Origin of the sequence: Campylobacter sp. CNRCH_2015_0338h, from assembly GCF_025772785.1 — a bacterium.
Classification (GTDB): domain Bacteria; phylum Campylobacterota; class Campylobacteria; order Campylobacterales; family Campylobacteraceae; genus Campylobacter_D.
This window is the reverse complement of record NZ_JAKMST010000005.1, coordinates 121658-144653: the sequence shown is the minus strand read 5'-3', so window position 1 is coordinate 144653 and position 22996 is coordinate 121658. Positions and strand designations below refer to the sequence as shown.

Here is a 22996-nt window from a genome sequence, read left to right as displayed (position 1 = left end):
TTAACTAAACCCTTAATGGGTTTAGTTAATGAAGGATTTAAGTGAATTAATCATCAAATTTTTGACCTAAAATATTGCCTTTAAAATCTGTATAAATTTCCATCATATTATTTGTTCTAAATTTATAACCATTTATTCTTTTATCTACTTCTACAATAGCTGCATTTGGTTGCGCTGCTTGTACTTTAGTTATTACTTCTTTTGGGATAAATCCTGTTGGAATGCCTTTGTATTTACCATCAACTTCTTTCCAGTCTCCATTAATGATAAAGTCAATTTCTGTTCCATCAACCAAATTTACTTCGTAAGAATCCACGTCTTGTTTTACATAACCTACATTTACGCCTTTAAAATGAGTGTTTAAAAACTCTTGAGCCTTTTGAGGTAAAGCACTTGGACTAACAATCATATCTGCAAACATAGAACTTGCACAAACCAAACTAGCCAACATTAATTTCATTTTCATTTTTTCTCCTTTAAATAAAAATTGAAAGAATGATATTATTTGCTTGTGAAATTTGTGTGAATTTTAATTTTTAAAACCAACTATCTTATTTTTATCAAATGAAGATTCTATTTCTTTTTCTATGGTGTGTAAAAAATCACTCATTTTAAAAACACCATCTTTAGAAATAGCCGCTTTTAAAGCCGTATTTTTAACCACCATTACAATTTGAGCTCCACTTAATTCATATGAGGCTAATTTTTTTAAATCAAAACTACCTTCAAATTTAGCATTTTTAGGCAAAGCTTTTTGCCATATCATTAAGCGTTGTTCGTAATTTGGCTTTTTAAATTCAATTTTATACTCAAATCTTCTTGAAAAAGCCACATCTAAACTTTCTAAAAAATTAGTTGTTGCTATGATAACTCCGCTAAAGCGCTCGATTTGTTCCAAAAAAATATTTTGCATTTGATTATGCATTTTATCAGCACCGCCACTGCTTTCTACTCTAGTACTTAAAAACTGATCCGCCTCATTTAAAAGTAAAATAGGGCTTTGCTTACTTGTTTGACAAAGCTCTTTGTAAGTATCAAAAATCTTTCTTACATTTTGTTCACTCTCGCCCACATATTTACTTAAAATTTTAGAGCAATCAAAACTCAAAATGGATTTTTTCATAGCTTTTGCCACACTTAGCGCACTCATAGTCTTACCCGTACCAGCAGGGCCATAGAAAATTATCTTAGCTTCTATATTTTTATTAGTTTTTATACCCCATTTATTTAATCTTTCTAAAACCTTTTTATCTTGTTGTTTTAATATACTTTCTAATAAATCTTTAGTACTTTGGGGCATAATAACATCATCTATATTGATATTTGGCTCGATTAGTTCAAAAATATCTTGCTCCTTAACCAAATTTTGAAGTTTAATTTTTTTATTCTTTTTTGGCTCTTTAAAATTAATAATTCTTTGTAAAATATCATCACTTAAATAAAAAATCTTAGCTATATCACCCAAAGAATTAACAAATTCATCATATTCTAAAAGATTTGAACTAAGTAGCTTAGAATCTTTTTCCAATAAGGCTTTATTTTCTTGCTTTTGAGTCTCATCCTCGCTGATTAAATGAAGTAAAAAATTAAAATCTCTACTATAAGAATTTTCAGTATTTAGCAAATACTCTTCTTTTAATAAACTAATAAATATCAAGCATTCTTTATCATTTAAAGCATATTCTTTAAAAATCTCTGCTAAAACATTAGAAATTTTACTTTTCTTTAAACGCTCTTTAATGTATGCTTCAAATATAGCTATATCTTTTTTAATATTCTTGCTTTGAGAGCTTTTAGCAAAAAAACGCAATCTTTGATAAAGCTCGATTTTAAAAAATTCATCTTTTAAATATGCAATATGATCTTCATAAATTTGATCTTGCATATAATCTTGTATGGTTTTATTTTCTAAAACTTGTAAGAAAACTTCACTTAAACTTAACTCACATTGTAATAAATTTAAAAGCAAACTTGAGTTTTTACTCGATTTAAAATCAGAAAAAATTTGAACAATAAAACCTTTTTCTATAAGATTTTTAAGATCTTTTAAATGATCTAAATATTCATACTCATCATTTTTAAAAACTTCGCTAAGAAGATTATAAGCATTAGTACTTGCATTTGCCTGCAAATAATTTTTGCATAAATGCTTTAAAATTAAAATTTCATCTTCGCTGCATTGTAAGTTTTTATAAATATTGCTTTTAAAAGTATCATTAAGAAAAAGTTTTAAATCTTTCATATTTTCCTTTATATTGACTTTATGCTAAATTTGATTTTGGATTTTTTATCATTAAAACTCATATTTTTATCACAAACTTCATAAAAAATATCATAATTTTTACTTATAATCTTTTGAGTAAAACCACAAGAAGTAGTTTGTTTATTTTTTCCATAAAAAATAGGTCTTTTGTAAATTAGATCTTGTAAAAAATCATCATAATATTCATTATTAAAAAATCTGTTATTAAAAAAAGTTTTTGCATAGCATATGCCATTAACACAAATTTTATCGCCAATTTTTAATTCAAGTAAGGCTTTAGAAGCACTATAAAGCTCTAAACTTGTAAAATTTTTTCCCTCATATAAAAAACCATAATCAGCAAATTTAAACTCTGGAGTTTTTAAAATAACATAAGCACTTTGTGCTTGTGTTTTACTTTTTAAAGCACAAGAGCTTAAAAAAACACACACAAAACACAAAAAAGCTATTTGAAGTAAAGTTTTCATTTAAGATTTTTAAAACTAAGATTAAGTTCTAAATTGAGTTCTTTTACTATTTTCATCACGCTTTGCAAGTCATCAATTTGCTTACCAACTACACGAATTTCATTACCTCTAATGCTTGAAGTTGCCTTTAGCTTACTATCTTTTATGGCTTTGTTAATCTTCTTAGCACTATCAGCATCAATAGCGTCATTAATTTTTAAATTCAGTCTAAAATTTGCTCCACTCTCCCTGCTTAACTCTTTAATACCATTAGGGTTTATCCCTCTTTTAATAAGCTTTGAAATAACAATATCTTTTAGCACTTCAAGCTTTGCTTCACTAGAGCAAATAAGTTTATAAACACTTTCTTTTTCATTTAACTCTATTTCACTTTTAATGCCCTTTAAATCATATCTACCATCAAGCTCTTTTTTAGCTTGCTCTAAAGCATTTTTTAACTCTTGCTTGTCAATTTCCCCGCTAATATCAAAACTATGTTCACTTGCCATTTTCTATAAACTCCTTAAGATTATTAAATACAATTTGGACTAAATTTTGTATGGATTCTTCACTTGCCCATGCAACATGTGGAGTAATGATTAAATTTTCTTTATTTTTAATACTAAGCAAAGGATGATTTTTAATCATAGGTTCTATTTCAAGCACATCAAGCCCTACTTTGATATTTTTCTCATTCATAACTTGAGCCAAATCTGCTTCATTGATGATTCCACCGCGCCCCACATTAATCAAAATAACCTCATCTTTTAAAAGCATTAGCTCTTTTTTGCTTAATAAATTTTTTGTCTTATCATTTAAAGGTGCGTGAATACTAATTACATCACAAGTTTTTAAAAGCTCTTCAAGACTTACTTTTTCATATTCATCATTATTATTAGTCCCCGAAGTAGAATAATAACAAATTTTAGAACCAAACATTTGAGAAACCTTAGCTACTTCCTTACCTATAGCTCCAAGTCCTATAATACCATGTTTTTTACCGGTTAAAGTATGCAAGGTCTTGCTAAAATCACAAAACATTTTACTCTCACACCATTTGCCTTCTTTGCTCCATTTATCATAATATGGAATTTGATTTAAAAAAGCAAAAAGCAAAGCAAAGGTATGGCTTAAAACACTTTTTGTAGAATAACTAGCTGCATTTTTTACCACTATACCTTTAGAATTTGCATAAGCTACATCTATATTATTTACCCCTGTACCAAGTTGTAAAATAAGCTTTAGGTTAGTGTTGTCAATCACTTTTTTGTTAATGATGATTTTATTTATCATCACAACTTGCGCATTAGCTATTCTTGCAATAACCTCATCTTTAGAAGTTAAATCATAACTTATAAACTCACCAAGACTTTCAAAAACCGTTAAATCTGCTCCACCTAAGGTAGCAGCATCTAAACATACTATTTTCATTAATCTTTTACTATATGTCCTACAAATTTAGAATAATTATCAAGTACCAAACCACCTTTTCTAAAACCTAATCCACAACCCTCATAAGCAAAGAAAACTCCTGCTTGATAATAATCACTTTCATTTTTATTAAACTCAGCAAATTCTTGATATACAAAGCGATTATTTTGATAATCTCCCTTTGTTTCAAAACTTACATCTCCATTAGCTTCTATAATAGAAACATTGGCTCCTTCTCTACCAAAAACAGGTTTTTTAACACATTTTTTACCCACTAAAGGTTGATCACTTGTTTCAAGCAATAAAGGATGATTTGGATAAAGCTCCCATAAAATTTTCATTATACCCTTACTTTGAAAAAGTAAAGTATAAGCAGGATTTAAAATGATTGCCTTTTGATTTTGCATGATTTGAGTTAAAAGCATAGCAAGCTCACCCTCTTCTATGGCTATACTTTCCCAAGGAATGAGTTTGAAAAAATACTCAAAATTTACATCATTTTTAAAAACACCTTCGGGCGAAAATTCAACCTCATCAATATAAGAAAACTCACTCTCAAAACCTGCTTCACTAGCAATGTGTGCTAAAAGTTTGGTTGTGATCATATCCTCATCGCTGCCTGCAATTGAAGAAAATAATATCTTCCAACCTTCATAATATTTTTCAAACTCACTTACATCTTCTTCTAAAGTGATAAGTCTTTTAAAATTATCTTTTAAGGCTTCATATATATTATTAAATTGCGAGCTTTCATCTAGGTTATTTTGCTTTAAAATAGCCCATTGTAAAATAGCACTTTCAAATAAAGATGTTGGGGTATCAGCATTAAATTCTATTAGCTTTATAGGCTTACCATCAAGTCCACCTGCTAAGTCAAATCTACCATATAAATGCCAATGCACATCATTTTCCCAACTCATCTTAATTGCATCAACCAAATTAAAAGGAATTCCAAGCTCATCAAAACGATCATTATCAATCACTTCTTGCGCAGCAGCCACAAACATATCATAAAGCTCATTCACTGCTTCATAATATGCATTTGCTTCACTTTCTTTAACACAAACTAAATTAGAATCTAAATAATCACTCCCATCATTATCTGTATGCCATGAAAAGCCAATTTGATCTAAATATGACTTTTCTAAAGGATTTACTTTTAAAAAATTCATTTTTTACCCTTAAGATCCAAAAGAGTTAGAAGAACTTGAGGTAGCCTTAGAACCACCACCAAAAAAGCCTGATTTTTTCGCACTCGAGCCTGAAGTAGCACTTGTACTTGCTTTATTAAAGCTATTTACACTTCTTTGATAAGCACTTTGATTTGAAAATGCTCCTCTTTGTTGATTTGCAAAATTTTGATTATTAAAAAGCTTTGAACCTATCCAACTACCAAGTATAGCACCAGCTGCACTTGCAAGCAATGTTTCACCTAAAGAAAGCCCTCCACTACTCATTTGAGCGTTATTTGGATTTGTTAAATTTGAAGTACCATTGTCTATTTTAGCAGCTTCTTCTTGGATTAATTTATCCATTTCTTCTTTACTTAAAACTCTTTCAGTTCCATCAAGTTGTTTTAAAACCACCCTAGTTTCATCACTTGGAAATTGATCTTTGATTTTGTATTGATTTGGAGCGGTTTCTTCAATGATAACAAAAGCACCTTGAGTATTTGCTGCTTGGCTTAATGCATTATTAGAATCATTTGTATTGTTGCTACACGCACTTAAAGCACCGCCACTTATAGCAGCAATACCGCTTATCATACTAAGCTTAAGTATAGTTTTTATATGTTTCATAATCTTTCCTAAATTTATAAGTTTAACTTAATAAGATTTTAACAAAAAAAGTATTAATAAAAATTAATTGCTTTAATTTATCATAATCATTAAATTACTACTTAAAATAAATACAGCAAAAGCAAAAAATATAAAAGCACTTAAATAATCAATAAGTTTTAAATTCTTTTGATAAATTCTTACCATGAAAGGTTTTGAAAATAATAAAGAAATCAAAGAAAAGTAAATTATGGTTTCTAAGATCAAAACAAACACTAATATTATCAACATCCATCGCATTTGGGCAAAATCAAAACTTGCAAAAACACTAGCAAAATAAAAAATAACTTTTGGATTTGATAAATTTGTTATAACGCCACTTAAAAATGCAGATATATGAGTTTTTTGAACTTTTATATTACCTTTTTTTGCATTTTTATAAATCCCATAAGCTAAATACAAAAGATAGCAAGCTCCAAAACTTGACAAAACGATTTGCAAAAATGGAAATTGATGAAAAATCACACTCAAACCAAGTATAGAAAGTATAATCCACACACTCATAGCTAAACTCACACCCAAACTCGCTTTTAAAGCACTTTTAATACCTTCTCTTAAAGCACAAGAACTTACTAAGAAAAAATCAGGTCCTGGTAAAATAAGTCCAAAAAAATGAATGATTAAAATCCAAAGAAACATAAAAATAATCGAAGAAAAGCCGAAAATTCGGCTTTTTGGTATTAGAGTCTTGACTCGTAGCGTCTAAGCATATAAAGTCTTTTAAGCATTTTTTTGCGTGCTGAAATTTTTTGTTTTTTGCGAATTTCAGTCATAGGCTCAAAAAATCTTCTTGCGCGAACTTCAGTAACAACTAGATTTCTATCTACTTGTTTTTTGAATTTTCTATACGCTTCATCAAAAGACTCGTTAGGATGTACCTTGATTCCTGGCACGACCCTCACCACCTTTCGTTAAAAATTTGAAAGTTTTGATTATACCATAATTTTACTTGAAAATAAAATTTATTTTTGTAATAATTACATAAATAAAAATTAAACATAAATTCTTAATTAAGAAAAAGTTTGGTTTAATTTTTCTAGTATTACAATTAAAAAATATTTTACAAGGAAATCAAAATGAGTGCCTGTGTCACTAATTATACTAAGAAAAGATATATAGCTTATATCATTTCCATGGTTATTTTCATTGCTTTGCCTTTTATCAAAATCAATGGAAATCATTTCTTTTTATTAAGTTTTGATCATAAAAAACTTAATTTATTTTTTATAGCTTTTGATACCCAAGAGCTTTATTTAATGCCATTTCTTATTATGGGTATGTTTTTAACCATACTTTTTGTTACTACCTTAGCAGGAAGAATTTGGTGTGCATGGAGTTGTCCTCAAACCATTGCTAGGGTTATTTATAGAGATTTATTGCAAACAAAAATATTTAAAATACACAAAAGCACAGCAAACAAACAAAAACAAGTAGATGGATTTTTTATCAAAAAAGCTTTAAGCATTGTGATTTTTTATCTTTTTTCTCTATTAATGATGAGTGCTTTTTTATGGTATTTTGTACCACCTGAAGATTTTTTTGTATATATTCAAAATCCTGCTGATCATTTATTGCTTTTGGGAATTTTATTTTGCGCTTCTTTGGCCTTTACTTTTGATATAGTGTATTTGGGCGAAAAATTTTGTGTTTATGTATGCCCTTATGCAAGAATTCAATCTGTAATGTTTGACAATAATACCGTTCAAGTCATTTATGATGATAAAAGAGGCGGAGTGATTTATGATGGGCATACTAAACTTTATCAAAAACCACCACAAGGTGAATGCATAGGATGTGAAGCCTGTGTAAAAATTTGCCCTACACATATAGATATACGCCAAGGAATGCAACTTGAGTGTATTAATTGTCTTGAATGTGCCGATGCTTGCTCGAAAATTCAAGCTAAATTTGACCGCCCTAGTTTGATTAATTGGACTAGTGCAAAAGCTATTGAAACAAGAGAGAAGGTAAAATATTTCAGATTTAGAACTATCGGATATTTAGTAGTTTTATGTGGTGTTTTTGCAGCCTTAGTTTTAATGGGAAGCAAAAAAGAAAATATGCTTTTAAATATTAATCGTTCTAGTGAGCTTTATCAAATTAGAAAAGCACATGATGGAGAATTAATTATTAGCAATGCTTATGTATTTTTATTCCAAAACACTGATAATAAAGTTCATGAGTATTATTTTGATGTGAAATTACAAGGCATTGATGATGGCTTAGAAATCATTAGACCAAAAAAACCTTTTAAATTAAAAGCCGGAGAAAAAGATAAACAAATAGTTGTACTAAAAGCTACTAAAAAACTAGCTGATAACGATAGAAAAGATACCGTAATACCTTTAATTATTCAAGCATATGCGCTTGATGATAAAAATATCATAATCACAAGAGAAAGTAATTTTGTCTATCCTAAAAACTCAATTATAGAGCACAAAAAACACCAATGATAAAAAAACTTTCTTCAAAATCTCAAGCAAGGCTTGAAAAAATCAAACAAATTGCTGCGGAGTCGTTTTTAGAAAACGGCTACGAAGCAACTAATCTTAAAGATATTATCAAGCAAGCTGGTGGTTCATTTTCTTGTGTATATGAGCATTTTAAAAGTAAAGAAGGTTTATTTGAAGCGGTTTTAAATGATTTTGCAGAAAATCATTTTCTAGCTATTTTGAAAAAAAATATGCAACTTTCACCCAATGCTAATTTAGAAGAATTTTTATATCAATTTGCTAAAGCTTATTTGGGAATTTTTAATGACGCTAAAACCATAGCTATAGTAAGGCTTTTATATTCTGAAATTTATAATGAAAAATTTGATTTTGGGAGGTGGTTTAAAGGAAGCAATAGAAAAGAAGTGGAATATGTACTTCAAAAAAGATTTGAAGAAGAAAATAATGAAAATTTAGCCAAAAATGCTGAATTTTTAAGCTATACATTTTGTGCTATGCTTAGGGGAACCTTTTTTATACAAAGTACTTTTGAAAACAAGGTTTTAATGAGTAAAAAAGAGCAAGAAAATCATGCAAAAAAAGTTGTTAAGCTTTTTACTCAAGGAATTGTTAATTTTAATTAACCAAAGATTGATAGAATAACAATCATACAATTTTGTAATATAAATTACTTTTTTAGCTAAATAAATAATTTAAGGAAACCAATGAAAACAAAACTTTTAACTCTAGCTTGTGCCTCGCTGATATTTGTAGCATGCTCAGATGATAAAAACGCACAAGTTAAACAACTCCCTCCTCAACCTGTAAGTATTATGACTATGCAAAGTGCTAATTTACCTTTAGAATTTACCTATCCTGCAAGATTAAGCACTGAATTAGATGTGGTGATCAAGCCTAAAGTAAACGGTGAAATCAAAGCAAAATATTTCAAAAGTGGCCAAGCTGTTAAAAAAGGCGATAAGCTTTTTCTTATAGAGCCTGATAAATACCAAGCAAATGTAAATATGGCTTATGGAGATGCTTTAGTCGCAAGAGCAAATTTTGATGATGCTGAAAAAAATTTCAAAAGAGATCAAATTCTAATAGAAAAAAATGCTATTTCACAAAAAGAATTTGATGCAAGTTTGGCTAAATTTAATTCTACCAAGGCTAATTTAGAAAGCGCTAGAGCAAAGCTTGCTAATGCAAGATTAGACTTAAAATACACCGTGGTAAGCGCTCCATTTGATGGGGTTTTAGGAGATGCGCTAATGGATGTGGGTGATTATGTAAATGCTTCATCAACTGAGCTTGTACGCATTACAAACATTAACCCAATCTTTGCAGACTTTTATATTTCTGATGTAGATAAAATCAATATGAATAAAAATATTCAAAGTGGCAACTGGCAATTAGAAAATATCCAAGTGCAAGCTAATGTTGGTGGTGAGCTTTTCAATGGAAAATTGTATTTTATAGATAGCGTTATAGACACTCGTAGTGGTGGGGTAAAAGCAAAGGCTATTTTTGATAATAATAACTCAAGTTTAATGCCTGGTTCTTTTGCAAATGTTCATGTTGGTGGTTTTGTTCAAAAAGATGGTTTTGAAATTCCTCAAGCTGCGCTTTTACAAGATGATAGTGCTACTTATGTTTATACCTTAGTAGATGGAAAAGTAGTTAAAACTATTGTTAATGTTATCTATCAAACTTCTGATAAAGCAATCATCGACAAGGGCTTAAAAAATGGTGATAAAGTGATTTTAAATAACTTCAAAAAAATCCGTCCTGGTGCAAGTGTTAGCGTAATGGAGAATAAATAATGTTTTCTAAATTTTTTATAGAAAGACCTGTATTTGCTTCTGTTGTAGCTATTATCATTTCTTTAGCAGGGATTATAGGGCTTTATTCTTTACCTGTAGAACAATACCCTTCTCTAACTCCACCCGTTGTAAAAGTAAGTGCAAATTACTCAGGTGCTGATGCTCAAACAGTGGCTCAAACAGTGGCTATTCCTCTTGAAGATGCAATCAATGGGGTTGAAAATATGATTTATATGGATTCAACTTCAAGCTCTTCAGGTGATATGAGTTTAAGTGTGTATTTTAATATAGGTACAGATCCTGACCAAGCAACAGTTGATGTTAATAATAGAATTTCAGCTGCTATGGCAAAACTACCTGAAGATGTTAAAAAAACCGGTGTTAGTGTAAGAAAAACTGGTTCAAGCATTTTAGAGGTTGCTACTTTATATTCCCCTGATGGTTCTATGGATTCACTTGAAGTATATAATTACGCTGCATTAAATATCTTAGATGATCTTGCTAGGGTTCCTGGTGTGGGTAATGCTGTAGCTATTGGCTCAAGAAATTATTCTATGAGAATTTGGCTCAATCCTGATTTATTAAACAAATACCAAGTTACTGCAACTGATGTTATTGCTGCAGTTAGTGAGCAAAATGCTCAATATGCTACTGGTAAGATAGGTCAAGAGCCTGTAGTAGAAAGATCTCCTTATGTGTATTCAGTAACTATGCAAGGAAGGTTAAAAAACACCAAAGAATTTGAAGATATTATCATAAGAGCAAATAGCGATGGCTCTTTTTTAAGACTTAAAGATGTGGCTGAAGTTTCTTTGGGCTCAAGAGAATATACATTCAATGGTAGATTAAATGGAAATGATGCAACTCCTATTTTGATTTTCTTACAAACTGGAGCAAATGCAGTAAGTACAGCTGAATTAGTACAGAAAAAATTTGAAGAACTTTCTAAAAGTTTTCCTGAGGGCTTAGCCTATAAAGTACCTTATGATACAACTATATTTATTAAAGCTTCTATTAAAGAAGTGGTAAAAACTTTTTTTGAAGCACTTATTTTGGTTGTGATTGTAATGTATTTATTCTTAAAAAATTTCCGCTCAACTATCATACCTATGATTGCTGTGCCTGTTTCTATTTTAGGAACTTTTGCAGGATTATATGTCTTAGGCTTTAGCATTAACTTACTTACACTTTTTGCTTTAGTTTTGGCCATTGGTATTGTTGTTGATGATGCGATTATTGTGGTTGAAAATATCGATAGAATCATGCATGAAGATCCAAATATAAGTATAAAAGAAGCAGCTATTAAAGCCATGGATGAAGTTGCTGCACCTGTTGTATCTATCGTTCTTGTACTTTGTGCAGTATTTATACCTGTTTCATTTATATCTGGCTTTGTGGGAGAAATTCAAAGACAATTTGCTATAACTCTGGCAATTTCAGTTACAATTTCAGGTTTTGTGGCTTTAACTCTAACTCCTTCTTTGTGTGCGATTTTTTTGAAAAGAAACGAGGGTGAACCATTTTATTTTGTGAAAAAATTTAATGATATTTTTGATTGGTCTACTGAAGTTTTTGGAGCCGGTGTAGCTTATATACTTAAAAGAACTGTACGTTTTGTTATAATATTTTTTCTTTTAATAGGTGGTTTATATGGATTATTTAAATTAGTACCAAACTCACTTGTTCCAGCTGAAGATCAAGGAAATTTTTTAACTATTGTTAATCTACCAGCAGCATCTTCTCTTAATAGAACTACTCAATCCATGGATGCTATGGCAGAAGAACTACGCAAAAATGAAAACATAACAAATATTGTAGGTCTTATAGGTTATGATCTTTTCACAGGCTCTTTAAAAGAAAATGCCGGTGCAATGTTTGTGAATTTAAAAGATTGGAACGATAGAGATACTAGTAGTTTTGATTTAACAGGAATGTATAACAAACAATACTTTTTAAATCCAAATTTCCAAACTTTCTTTGTTAATCCACCGCCAATCCAAGGCTTAAGTTTAACTGGTGGTTTTGAAATGTATGCACAAAATCGTGGTGGTAAAAGCTATGATGAAATTCAAGCAGATGTAAATAAATTAGTTGAAGCAGCAAACAAACGTCCTGAGCTTAACAACGTAAGAACAACGCTTGATACTAATTTCCCACAATTAAAATTAGAAATTGATCGTGATAAAGTAAAACTTTATGGTTTAAATTTAGCTGATGTATTTAGTACACTAAATGCTACTATAGGAACTTATTATGTAAATGATTTTTCTATGCTTGGGAAAAATTATCGTGTAAATATTAGTGCCATTGGAGATTTTAGAAATACACAAAATGCCTTAAAAAACATCTTTGTTAGAGCAAAAGATGGTTCTATGATAGCCTTAGATAGCGTTTTAACACTTCATAGAGGAGTTGGACCTGATGATGTAAAACGCTTTAATATGTTCCCATCAGCACTAGTGCAAGGCGATCCTGCTCCTGGTTATACTTCAGGACAAGCAATTGATGCTATTGCTCAAGTTGCTAAAGAAACTTTGGGAGAGGATTATTCTATTGCCTGGGCAGGTTCGGCTTATCAAGAAGTCACAAGTAGTGGTGCAGGTCAAGTAGCTTTTGCGCTAGGACTTTTATTTGTATTTTTAATTCTAGCAGCACAGTATGAAAGATGGCTCATGCCTTTAGCGGTAATCACTGCTGTACCTTTTGCGGTATTTGGTTCTTTACTTCTTGTATGGCTTAGAGGCTTAGAAAATGATATATATTTTCAAACAGGGCTTTTACTTTTAATAGGTCTTTCAGCTAAAAATGCCATTTTGATTGTTGAGTTTGCTATGGAAGAACACCTTAAAAAAGGAAAAAGTATTTTTGAAGCTTCTATTAGTGCGGCAAAATTAAGATTTAGACCTATTGTAATGACTTCATTGGCATTTATTTGTGGTATTTTACCTTTATATTTTGCTTATGGAGCAGGAAGTGCAAGCCGTCATGCAATTGGCACAGGTGTTATAGGGGGTATGATAGCAGCTTCTACTATAGCCATTTTCTTTGTGCCTTTATTTTTCTATTTACTAGAAAGCTTTAATAAATGGCTTGATAAAAAAAGAGGTAAAATCAATGCGTAAGTTAATAATTTTTGCAAGTTGTTTTTTAATAACAGCTTGCAGTTTAAAACCAAATTTAGAAATCAAAGATGTAAATTACACTAAAAGTTTAGATCAAAACATTAGCATTAATAAACAATGGTGGAAAGCTTTTAATGATAATTATTTAAACACCTTAGTTGATCAAGCTTTAAAAAACAATAATGACTTGCAAATTGCATATATGAATTTACAAAAAGCTTATGAAACTTTAGGTATAGCAAGAAGTGATTTGCTTCCTAAGCTTGATGGAAGTGCTAGTGGAGCAAGAGGAAAAACTAGCATTAATGCTCCAAGCAACAAAAGTAATGAATTTGTCTATGGTAATGATTTTAACATGGGTTTAAATTTAAGCTATGAAGTAGATTTATGGGGCAAAGACAGAGATACTTATGGTGCTTCAAAAGCAAAATTACAAGCTAGTGAGTTTGACTATGAAAGTGCGAGATTAAGCTTAATTTCTAATGTAGTAAAAACTTATTTTAATCTAGCAAGCTTAAGCGAGCAAGTAAAAATTTTAGAAGAAACAACCCAAAGTTATCAAAAAACTTATGAGTTAAAATTAGAGCATTTTAAACTTGGAGTAATTAGTGAGTATGAGCTTAACAAATTTAAAGCTGAGCTTGAAAATTCAAGAGTTTTACTCACAAATGCTAAAATTCAAAAAGAAGCTAACACCAAAGCTTTAAAAATCTTAACTTCAAATGATATTGATGATATACTTTATAATAGCATAAAGTATAAAAAAATAGGACAATACGAACTTAGCATACCTGAGGGCATTGGTAGTGAAATTTTACTTCAAAGACCTGATGTACAAGCTAGTTTAAAAACTTTAGAAGAAAAAAACTATCTTGTTGGAGTAGCTAGAACTGCATTTTTACCAAACCTTTCTTTAACAGGACTTTTGGGCTTTCAAAGCAATGATTTAGATCTTTTAGTCAAACATGGAAGCAATACTTGGAATGTAGCTGGAAATTTTGCAATGCCGATTTTTCATTGGGGTGAGATTATGAATAATGTTAATATTGCAAAACTTACCAAAGATGAAGCATTTTTACAATATGAAAATACCTTAAAAACAGCCTTTGGGGAAATAAGACTTGCTTTATTTAACCGCCAAAGCTATTATGAGAATGAGCAAAATTATAAAAATTTATTTCTAGCTCAAAGTAAAATTTATGAAATTTCCACCTTAAGATATGAAAATGGTGTGATTAACTTGGCTGATTTTTTACAAGATCAAAGAAATTACTTAAATGCTAAACTTTCTTATACTAACTCATCTTATGAGCTTGCAAATTCTATCGTAGATGTTATGAAAGCTTTTGGTGGAGGATTTAACGCTAAAGAAGAATCAAAAGAAAACATCAAAGCTATGGAAGAAAACTTAAAGGAAAACTTTTATAACGACTAAGTCTTTAAGGCTTAGTTGTTAATGCATTTGAATTTGAATTCTTTGATTAAAATTATTATTTCCTCTATCTTTTGGGCTATTATGCTCAAAACGATAACGCATACTACCTGAAACATTAACATCTTGAAAAATTTCATCTAAAGGCGCAGAATTTGACACGCTTATAAGCCCTAATAAAAATACAAAAAATGCTATAAAAATCTTTTTCATTATAAAGCCTTTGTAAAAATATGATACAATTATAGTCTTTTTAAATAACTACAAAATGAAAATTTAGGAAAAATATGAATTTTTTACAAAACTTAGCTCTTTCTTACTCACACAAAGCTATGCAAAAATCTTTAGAAAATGGTTTTGATGTGAAACTTTTAAAAGAAGGACAAGAAAAAAAAGTTAATCCAAAAAAATCTTATATGCTTTATGCTCACATACCATTTTGTCATACTTTTTGCCCATATTGTAGTTTTCATAAGTATTATTACAATGAAGATTTAGCAAAAAGATATTTTGAAAGTTTAAGAGAAGAAATCAAACAAGTCAAAGATAAAGGATTTGATTTTACTTCTATGTATGTGGGTGGTGGTACTACTTTAATCAACGAAGAAGAGCTTGCTAAAACTTTAGAACTTTGCAAAAAATTATTTAACATCAAAGAAATTTCTTGTGAAACCGATCCAAACCATATTGACCCGAAAAAATTAGAAATGTTTAAAGGGCTTATAGATCGTTTAAGTTGCGGTATACAAAGTTTTGATGATGATACTTTAAAAAAAGTAGCAAGATATCATAAATTTGGTTCAAGTAAAGAACTTCAAGAAAAACTCTCTAAAGCCATAGGCGTGCTTCCTATTATGAGTCTTGATTTGATTTTTAATTTTCCTTCTCAAACCAAAGAGCAATTACTCAATGATTTAGAAATAGCCAAGAGTTTAAAACCTCAACAAATCACAACTTATCCTTTGATGAAATCCAATTTAACTAAAGATAATATCGCAAAAACTTTAGGAGTAAGTTTTAAAGATAATGAATTTGAGTTTTATAAAATCATTGTAGATTTTTTCAAAGATTATGAAAGAAATAATGCATGGTCATTTTCTTTAGAAAAAAGTAGCTTTAATGATGAGTATGTAAGTAGCCATCATGAGTATTTAGGCGTTGGAAGTGGGGCTTTTAGCTTTTTAGATGGAGAACTTTTAATCAATGCTTTTAATTTAAATGATTATTCTAAACTCATCAAAGAAAAACAAAATGCAAATATTGCTAAAGCTAATTTTGGTAAAAAAGAAATCATCAAATATGTCTTTTTAACCGAAATGTTTACTGGTAAAATCGAGATTGATAAATTTAATAAAACTTTAGATTGTAATTTAGAAAAAGATCTTTTCATCGAACTTTTAGGCCTTAAACTAAGTAAAGCTATAAAAAAAGAAAACAATACTTTATATACAAGTGAATTTGGACGTTATTTGTTTATGGTATTAATGAAAGATTTTTACACCGGTATGGATTTAGTGCGTGCTGTATTTAGAGATGATAAACGCTTACAAGATAAAGAACGCATTAATATCATGCAAGAAAATGTTGATCCACTTGATTTTAAAAGTATGGAGTTTAAAGGATAAAAAGCCTTTAAAAAAAGGCTTTTTACTAAAACGGTCTTACCACCATCATAATAGCGATGATTATAAATAATATTGTTGGAATTTCATTATAAGCTCTAAAGAATTTCCCACTTTTTTTGCAAGTATCATTTTGAAGTTGTCTATAATAATAATAATTTTGCAAATGATAAATGATTAAAAGTAAAGCACAGGTTAATTTAGCATGCATATATCCACCTACCATTAACACATCTTTATTAGCCATCATCATCAAACTTCCAGTGATTGCAGTAGCTATCATAGCAGGAGTTTGGATATAAAAATACAATTTTCTTTCTTGAATTTTCACCACTTCCACAAAGCCTTTATTGTCTTTATGCTCTGTGTGATAAACAAAAAGTCTTGGCAAATAAAACATTCCAGCCATCCATGAAACAAAAGCCAAATAATGCACCATTTTAATCCATAAATACCATTCATTCAAAAAATCTAACATTTTTCTCCTTTTTTATTAAAAATTTCTTTTATTAAAATCAAAGCTACGCTAATGTTTATCATCACATCAGCTAAATTAAACACAGCAAATTCAAACCACTTATGCCAAAATACAAAATCCACTACACCTATATGCACAAAGCGATCAAGTAAATTTGAACACCCAGCAGATAGCATAATGGCAAAAGCGATCAAATGTGTTTTAAGAAACTCTTTTTGATAAAGCAAATACCCAAACAAAGCCAAAATAAAAACAAGCTGTATGTATTTTAAATACTCTCCTAAAAATGCAAACATTGAAAAGGCCACACCGGTATTATAAGTTAAAACTAAATCAAAAAATTCACCCTTATACTCAAGTCCTTGTAAAAACAAATACTTGCTTGCTTGATCTAGTATAAAAACTAAAGCAAAAACAAGACAGGATTTTAAAGACAGGATTTTAAGCATTCAATGCTTTCATAAAAAAGCTTTCCACAGCTTTCATTTCTTTTTCTAAAAGCTTAATGTCTTTTGCTTCAAGCAATAAGCGTATTAAATTTTCTGTACCTGAATACCTAAACAAACTAGCAATTCCTTTTTTTTCTAAATCTTTTTTCAACTCTTCTAAGCCTGCAAGCTTGCTTAAGTCTTTTTTCTCTGAAATTTTAAGATTATGTAAAAGTTGTGGATAAGGCTTAACTTGATTTAAAATTTCGCTTGCGCTTTTTGCCTCACTAAGCATTAAAGCACTAAATTGTAAAGCAGCTACCAAACCATCTCCAGTTTTTGCATAGTCACTAAAGATAATATGCCCACTTTGCTCTCCGCCAAAATTTCCACCACATTCTTTGAGTTTTTCAAGCACGTATTTATCGCCTACATTGCAAGTTTCATGTGTGATTTTATGTTTAGTTAAAAACTCTTTTAAAGCACCATTACTCATTATAGTGCTAACCACGCTTGATTTTAACTTGCCTTGTTTTTTCAAAAATAAAGCTAAAACACCCAAAAGACTATCTCCATGAGCTACTTCGCCTTTTTCATCCACAACAACCAAACGATCCGCATCCCCATCAAAAGCAAAGCCCACATCTGCTCTAAATTTCTTTACTTCCAAAGCTAAATTTAAAGGATGTAAAGCCCCGCAATTTTCATTGATATTTAAACCATTTGGCTTATCATTGATCACAATCACATCTGCACCTAGTTCTTTAAAAACCGTAGGTGCTACCTTATAAGAAGCTCCATGAGCCACATCTAAAACAACGCGCAAAGATTTTAAAGTCAGCTCTTTAGGAAAAGAATTTTTTATAGAAACAATATATCTTCCTATCACATCATCAATTCTTTTTGCTTGACCAATTTGAGATTTTGTTGTTCTTGCTTCTTCTATGAGTTTATCATTAAAATAAATTTCTTCTATTTTTGCTTCTGCTTGCTCATCAAGTTTATTTCCGTGTGCATCAAAAAATTTAATACCATTATCATAGTAAGGATTATGTGAAGCTGATATCATAATACCTGCATCACAACGCATATCTTCAGTTAAAAACGCAATAGCAGGTGTTGGCATAGGACCTATTTCTATAACATTATATCCTATAGAAGTAAGCCCTGAAACGATAGCATTTTCTATCATATAACCGCTTCTTCTTGTATCTTTTCCTACTAAGATATTATTTGTAAGGGCTTTGTCTTTAAAATAAATTCCAGCAGCCATAGCCAAACGCATAGCTAAAAACGAGTCCAAAAACTCCCCTGCTTTACCGCGTACTCCATCTGTTCCAAAAAGTTTCATTTTTTTACCTTTGATTTTAAATAGTGCAATTATAAGAAAAAAAGTTAAGTAATGTATAAATGTGAGAATTTTATAAGCATTAGTTAGTAATAAAAATATATAATTTTTAAACTTTCACTTAAGGAAAATGAATGAAAAAAATCATCGCAGGGGTTGTAGTAGTTGTTTTATTAGTTATAGGGTTTTTTACCTCAGCTTCTTACATTAACACTATCAATGGAAAAATATTTGCTCAAATGAGCCAAGATACAGCATATTATAGTGTTGAAGATGCTAACTATACCAAAGGACTTTTAAATTCCAAAGGAAGTTTTATAGCTACACTAAATGACTTGCCTTATAGTTTTAAAGTGAATGTGGATTTTTCTAATAATTTTTTTGCAAGTAATAATGCCATCGTTTCTATTTTAAATGAAAATGAAGACTTAAAAGGCATTTTCCCAAATGAAGAAATCTTTAAAATATTAGTTAGTGCAAAAGGTGGAGACATTAACATCAATGCAAAAATAAATGATATTAATTTTACCCGCAATGATACAAATTTAGTTTTAAACAATACATCTTTTAAGATTACAGGTTCTGAGGAATTTGTAAAAAATATGGAGCTTAATCTAGGTTATGTTTTATTAGAACAACTATCTCATGAAGAAAAATTAGAAGCAAAAAATATCAAAATTTCTGAATTTCCTATACAAAAATTAAGTTTTAGTGATATTTTTAGCCCTAGTAGAAATAGTGAGCAAAATATAAGCATTGATAGTGCTAATTTTATAAGTTCTATTGCTTTTGACTTTGATAAATTAAAAATTTTTGCAAAAACAGCTCAAAATGCTCAAAACGATTATGATAGTGTTTTAAAACTAGATTTAGCTAAATTTAACCTTGTAAATGAAAACTTTATGCTAAATAACATTAACTTAGATATGAATTTTAACAATCTTTCTAAAAAAGCTTATGATAGCTTAGTGCAAAATTCAAACACTGATATTTTTTCTATGATGCTTTTAGCAAGTCAGTTTTTAAAAGCAAACCCTCAAATCATCTTAAATAACCTAAGCTTTGAAAAAGAAGGTAAAAAATTTGATGCAAATGGACAAACTATTTTCACTGAAAATAATATAAAATCACAATTTCACGCAAACACTGAAATTCTTCCTAGTCAAATTTGGCCTGATTTTGCAAATTTTGATACTTATTTTGTAGATAATAATGGCTCGTATGTGCTTGATTTTATCTATGATGATTCTAATAAAAGTGATGTTACAACTATCATTAATGGTGAAAGACTCATCATAGATCCACAATGACAAATTTAAGCTTAACTTTTCGTCCTAAAACTTTAGATGAGGTTTTAGGACAAGAGAATTTAGTAGAAATTTTTAAAAAATTCATACAAGTTTCAAAACTCCCTCATAGTATATTTTTTGGCCCAGCAGGTTGCGGGAAGACTTCTTTTGCAAGAGCAATAGCGTATGAGTATAAACTAGACTTTTATGAGTTTGATGGAGGAAATTTTAAACTTGAAGAGCTTAGAAAAATACTAAGTAATTATGAAAATTCTTTATACAAACCTTTGATATTTATCGATGAGGTGCATAGACTTTCAAAAACCCAACAAGAAATGCTTTTAATCCCTTTGGAAAATCAAAAATGCCTTTTCATAGGTGCAAGCACTGAAAACCCTTACTTTACTTTAACTTCAGGCATAAGAAGCAGAAGTATGCTTTTTGAATTTAAAGGTTTAGAGTATAAAGACTTAGAAAAACTTGCCACAAAGGTACAAGAAAAACTCCAATGTAAAATTGATGATGATGCCAAAGACTTTTTAATCACTTCTAGTGCAAATGATGCAAGAAGCTTTTTAAATTTATGTGAGTTTGCTTTGGCTTTAGATAGCACTCATATCACACTTGAAACTTTAAAAAAATTAAGAGCAAATGTTTTAAGCGATGGTACTTCAAGTAAAGACACACACTATAAACTAGCTAGTTCTATGATAAAAAGCTTAAGAGGAAGTGATGTAGATGCGAGTTTGTATTATCTTGCGAGGTTGATTGATGGGGGTGAAAGTGCGGATTTCATCGCTAGAAGATTAGTGATATTTGCAAGTGAAGATATCTCAAATGCAAATCCACAAGCACTTAATCTAGCCACAAGCACACTCATAGCAGTAAAAAACATAGGCTATCCTGAAGCTAGGATCATCTTAGCTCAATGTGTGGTATTTTTAGCAAGTTCGCCTAAGTCAAACTCAAGCTATCTTGCTATAAATGAAGCGCTAAATTATATACAAAACAACCCCACATTAAAAATACTTCCTTATCTTGATAATAACAACCCACAAAGAAAAAACTACCTTTACCCACATGATTTTGGTGGCTGGGTTAAGCAAAGATATCTAGAAAAAGACTTGAAATTTTATCATAGCAAAGGCATAGGTTTTGAAGCGCAGCTAGACTTATGGCTAAACGATATGAAAAAAGTTAAAAAGTGATTTTAAGCACAATGTAAAAATATTTTTATATAATTTTCATTTTTTGGTTCCGTAGCTCAGTTGGTAGAGCACCACCTTGACATGGTGGTGGTCGTTGGTTCAAGTCCAATCGGAGCCACCATTTTTTATTTCTTTCGATTTCTTTAATTTCCAAAAAATGCTTTCAAAATGCTATATATAAACAAACTAAATGATCTTTGATTTCAATTAATTTCTTTTGTGTTATAATTATTTTCAATTAATTAAGGTCATTATTAGGGTTCTTAAAACCTAATAGGGTTCTTTAAATGAAAATAATGGCAAACATAGCAAAACAAAGCTTACAAGATAAGGATATTAAAAATTTAAAACCTAGTGATAAACGATACAAAAAAGCTGTAGGTAATCCAAAAGAGCTTTATGTTTTTGTATATCCTAGTGGCCAAAAAACTTTTAGTATTAAAATTAATGACAAATATACAAAACTTAAAGAATTTAGAGAAGGAATTTATAGTGTAGCTGAAGCTAGAAAAGAAGCTATTCAGTTTTTAAAAGAATTTGAAAAATGTAAAGATATACGATTACTAAAAAATGGAAATGATAAATATAAGTTTAAAAACTTATTTATTCTTTATATAGATCAAAAACAAAAAAAATGTCTTAGCGATAGCTATGTTAAAAAAATTATACAAATGGTAGAAAAATATCTCATGCCAAGTTTAGGAAATTTAAATGTAAAAAACATAAAATATAGTGATTTATTATCTATATTTAATGCTATTTATAATCCAAATAATCCTTATACAAGTAGGTTAGAAACCATACACCGTTTAATCAATCATGTTCAGGGTATTTTTAGAATAGCCTTAAAAGATAGATATATTGATTTTGATCCTAGCGATGGCTTAAAAGATAACTTTGCTTCCCCTAAAAGATTTCAAAACAACCATAATATAGATACAAGATACCCTGCCTTAATTCAATCAGAAGATTTAAAAGAATTTATTCAAGATCTAAAGCAAGATAATAGAATGGAAAAACAAACAAAAAGGGCTTTGTATTTACAAATTCTTAGTATCAATAGACCTTTTAACACTGCTAGTGTAAAATGGGCTAATATTGATTTTGAAAAACAAATTTGGACTATACCAGCAAATGAAACAAAAACAAAAATTGCACATGAAATTCCACTTACAAAAACAATGATTAAGGTATTAAAAGAGCAATTTTTATTTAGCAGAGAAATTAGCGATTTTGTTTTTCCTGCACAAACCATACAAGGACATATTAATAGAGATAGCATAGGTAAAGCTATTAAAAATTTAGGAGGTAAAAATAAATGGCACAAGCGAGCTAGTTCTCATGGTTTTAGAGCTACATTTAGAACTATTTGCTCTCAACATAAGGCAGAGCTCTTAAAATTAAATATTAGCGAAGAAGTTATTGAAAGCGTTTTAGCACATAAAGAACTTAACCAAATAAAATTTTCTTATGAAAGAGAAAAAGCAACCATCATTCAAAAAAGAAAACTTTTACAATGGTATGATGATTATTTAAATAATTTAGAATTTTTAGGAATATAAATATATTATATTTTATTTCTCATAATTATTTTTATACTCTTTTTAATTTCGTTAAAAAGAGTGCAAAACCTTATATTACAAAACTTGAAACAGATTATAAAATTTTCTTTTTACTTTCTGTAGGAAAATTATCCATAAAATCAAATTTTTTAGATTATCAAATTTTTAGAATGTTTAACATAATTTTTTTAAATATTCAATACTTCTTTACCTTATAAAAGCTTTCCTAACTCATTGTAAAGCTTAAGAATTCTAAGCCCTTTATTCATTTCTA

Annotated in this window: 22 protein-coding genes and 1 tRNA gene; 10 read left to right on the top strand and 13 right to left on the bottom strand. The window is 29.5% G+C overall.

The window, feature by feature from the left end:
- Window positions 1-46: 46 nt before the first annotated feature.
- The 9 genes from L8X30_RS05150 to rpsU form a co-directional block, all read right to left on the bottom strand.
- Window positions 47-466: a PepSY-like domain-containing protein gene (locus tag L8X30_RS05150; protein ID WP_263679336.1), complete on the bottom strand. Its 420-nt coding sequence runs from the start codon at window positions 464-466 to the stop codon at window positions 47-49.
- 63 nt (window positions 467-529) lie between these two features.
- Window positions 530-2242, bottom strand: a complete 1713-nt coding sequence (locus L8X30_RS05145; protein ID WP_263679335.1) for an ATP-binding protein — start codon at window positions 2240-2242, stop codon at window positions 530-532.
- 8 nt (window positions 2243-2250) lie between these two features.
- Window positions 2251-2730, bottom strand: coding sequence for a hypothetical protein (locus L8X30_RS05140; RefSeq protein WP_263679334.1), 480 nt, complete (start codon window positions 2728-2730; stop codon window positions 2251-2253).
- Window positions 2727-3218 (bottom strand): YajQ family cyclic di-GMP-binding protein, encoded by a 492-nt coding sequence (locus L8X30_RS05135; protein WP_263679333.1) that lies wholly within the window; start codon window positions 3216-3218, stop codon window positions 2727-2729. The genes L8X30_RS05140 and L8X30_RS05135 overlap by 4 nt, the downstream gene beginning before the upstream one ends.
- Entirely contained in the window at window positions 3208-4140 is a 933-nt protein-coding gene (locus L8X30_RS05130; protein ID WP_263679331.1) for a D-2-hydroxyacid dehydrogenase, read from the bottom strand. Before L8X30_RS05130 ends, L8X30_RS05135 begins: the two co-directional genes overlap by 11 nt.
- Window positions 4140-5312: a glutathionylspermidine synthase family protein gene (locus tag L8X30_RS05125; protein ID WP_263679330.1), complete on the bottom strand. Its 1173-nt coding sequence runs from the start codon at window positions 5310-5312 to the stop codon at window positions 4140-4142. The genes L8X30_RS05130 and L8X30_RS05125 overlap by 1 nt, the downstream gene beginning before the upstream one ends.
- A 9-nt stretch (window positions 5313-5321) precedes the next feature.
- Window positions 5322-5939 (bottom strand): UPF0323 family lipoprotein, encoded by a 618-nt coding sequence (locus tag L8X30_RS05120; protein ID WP_263663661.1) that lies wholly within the window; start codon window positions 5937-5939, stop codon window positions 5322-5324.
- Window positions 5940-6011: 72 nt separating this feature from the next.
- Window positions 6012-6617 carry a LysE family transporter gene (locus L8X30_RS05115; protein ID WP_263679329.1) on the bottom strand — a complete coding sequence of 202 codons (606 nt, stop codon included), beginning with the start codon at window positions 6615-6617 and terminating at the stop codon, window positions 6012-6014.
- A 41-nt stretch (window positions 6618-6658) separates the two neighbouring features.
- Window positions 6659-6871 carry a 30S ribosomal protein S21 gene (gene rpsU, locus L8X30_RS05110; protein ID WP_002780697.1) on the bottom strand — a complete coding sequence of 71 codons (213 nt, stop codon included), beginning with the start codon at window positions 6869-6871 and terminating at the stop codon, window positions 6659-6661.
- A 183-nt stretch (window positions 6872-7054) separates the two neighbouring features.
- Between rpsU and ccoG the strand changes: the two genes are divergently transcribed.
- The 5 genes from ccoG (at window position 7055) to L8X30_RS05085 (ending at window position 14790) form a co-directional block, all read left to right on the top strand.
- Window positions 7055-8431, top strand: coding sequence for a cytochrome c oxidase accessory protein CcoG (gene ccoG / locus L8X30_RS05105; protein WP_263679328.1), 1377 nt, complete (start codon window positions 7055-7057; stop codon window positions 8429-8431).
- Window positions 8428-9054, top strand: coding sequence for a TetR/AcrR family transcriptional regulator (locus L8X30_RS05100; protein ID WP_263679327.1), 627 nt, complete (start codon window positions 8428-8430; stop codon window positions 9052-9054). The genes ccoG and L8X30_RS05100 overlap by 4 nt, the downstream gene beginning before the upstream one ends.
- Window positions 9055-9135: 81 nt before the next feature.
- Window positions 9136-10233 carry an efflux RND transporter periplasmic adaptor subunit gene (locus L8X30_RS05095; RefSeq protein WP_263679326.1) on the top strand — a complete coding sequence of 366 codons (1098 nt, stop codon included), beginning with the start codon at window positions 9136-9138 and terminating at the stop codon, window positions 10231-10233.
- Window positions 10233-13355 carry an efflux RND transporter permease subunit gene (locus L8X30_RS05090; RefSeq protein ID WP_263679325.1) on the top strand — a complete coding sequence of 1041 codons (3123 nt, stop codon included), beginning with the start codon at window positions 10233-10235 and terminating at the stop codon, window positions 13353-13355. Before L8X30_RS05095 ends, L8X30_RS05090 begins: the two co-directional genes overlap by 1 nt.
- The gene (locus L8X30_RS05085; protein WP_263679323.1) at window positions 13348-14790 is read left to right on the top strand and encodes an efflux transporter outer membrane subunit; all 1443 of its coding nucleotides are present in this window, start codon (window positions 13348-13350) and stop codon (window positions 14788-14790) included. Before L8X30_RS05090 ends, L8X30_RS05085 begins: the two co-directional genes overlap by 8 nt.
- A gap of 18 nt (window positions 14791-14808) precedes the next feature.
- On the opposite strand, the gene L8X30_RS05080 is transcribed toward L8X30_RS05085, so the two are convergent.
- Entirely contained in the window at window positions 14809-15000 is a 192-nt protein-coding gene (locus L8X30_RS05080) for a mini-MOMP protein (RefSeq protein ID WP_039627274.1), read from the bottom strand.
- A 74-nt stretch (window positions 15001-15074) separates the two neighbouring features.
- Between L8X30_RS05080 and L8X30_RS05075 the strand changes: the two genes are divergently transcribed.
- A complete protein-coding gene (locus tag L8X30_RS05075; protein WP_263679321.1) occupies window positions 15075-16412 on the top strand; it encodes a coproporphyrinogen III oxidase family protein in 1338 nt (445 codons plus the stop codon).
- A 25-nt stretch (window positions 16413-16437) separates the two neighbouring features.
- On the opposite strand, the gene hemJ is transcribed toward L8X30_RS05075, so the two are convergent.
- The 3 genes from hemJ to glmM are packed head-to-tail and all read right to left on the bottom strand — an operon-like array spanning window position 16438 to window position 18666.
- Window positions 16438-16887, bottom strand: coding sequence for a protoporphyrinogen oxidase HemJ (gene hemJ / locus L8X30_RS05070; RefSeq protein WP_263663669.1), 450 nt, complete (start codon window positions 16885-16887; stop codon window positions 16438-16440).
- Complete coding sequence (lspA, locus tag L8X30_RS05065; RefSeq protein ID WP_263679319.1) at window positions 16881-17336, bottom strand: signal peptidase II; 456 nt, start codon at window positions 17334-17336, stop codon at window positions 16881-16883. Before lspA ends, hemJ begins: the two co-directional genes overlap by 7 nt.
- Window positions 17329-18666: a phosphoglucosamine mutase gene (glmM, locus tag L8X30_RS05060; protein WP_039629248.1), complete on the bottom strand. Its 1338-nt coding sequence runs from the start codon at window positions 18664-18666 to the stop codon at window positions 17329-17331. Before glmM ends, lspA begins: the two co-directional genes overlap by 8 nt.
- Window positions 18667-18797: 131 nt before the next feature.
- Between glmM and L8X30_RS05055 the strand changes: the two genes are divergently transcribed.
- The 4 genes from L8X30_RS05055 (at window position 18798) to L8X30_RS05040 (ending at window position 22722) form a co-directional block, all read left to right on the top strand.
- Window positions 18798-19973, top strand: coding sequence for a YdgA family protein (locus L8X30_RS05055; protein ID WP_263679317.1), 1176 nt, complete (start codon window positions 18798-18800; stop codon window positions 19971-19973).
- On the top strand, window positions 19970-21160 hold the full coding sequence (locus L8X30_RS05050) for a replication-associated recombination protein A (protein WP_263679316.1): 1191 nt from the start codon (window positions 19970-19972) through the stop codon (window positions 21158-21160). The genes L8X30_RS05055 and L8X30_RS05050 overlap by 4 nt, the downstream gene beginning before the upstream one ends.
- Window positions 21161-21205: 45 nt before the next feature.
- Window positions 21206-21281, top strand: a tRNA-Val gene (locus L8X30_RS05045).
- 166 nt (window positions 21282-21447) lie between these two features.
- Window positions 21448-22722 (top strand): tyrosine-type recombinase/integrase, encoded by a 1275-nt coding sequence (locus L8X30_RS05040; RefSeq protein WP_263679315.1) that lies wholly within the window; start codon window positions 21448-21450, stop codon window positions 22720-22722.
- The last annotated feature ends 274 nt before the right edge of the window (window positions 22723-22996 follow it).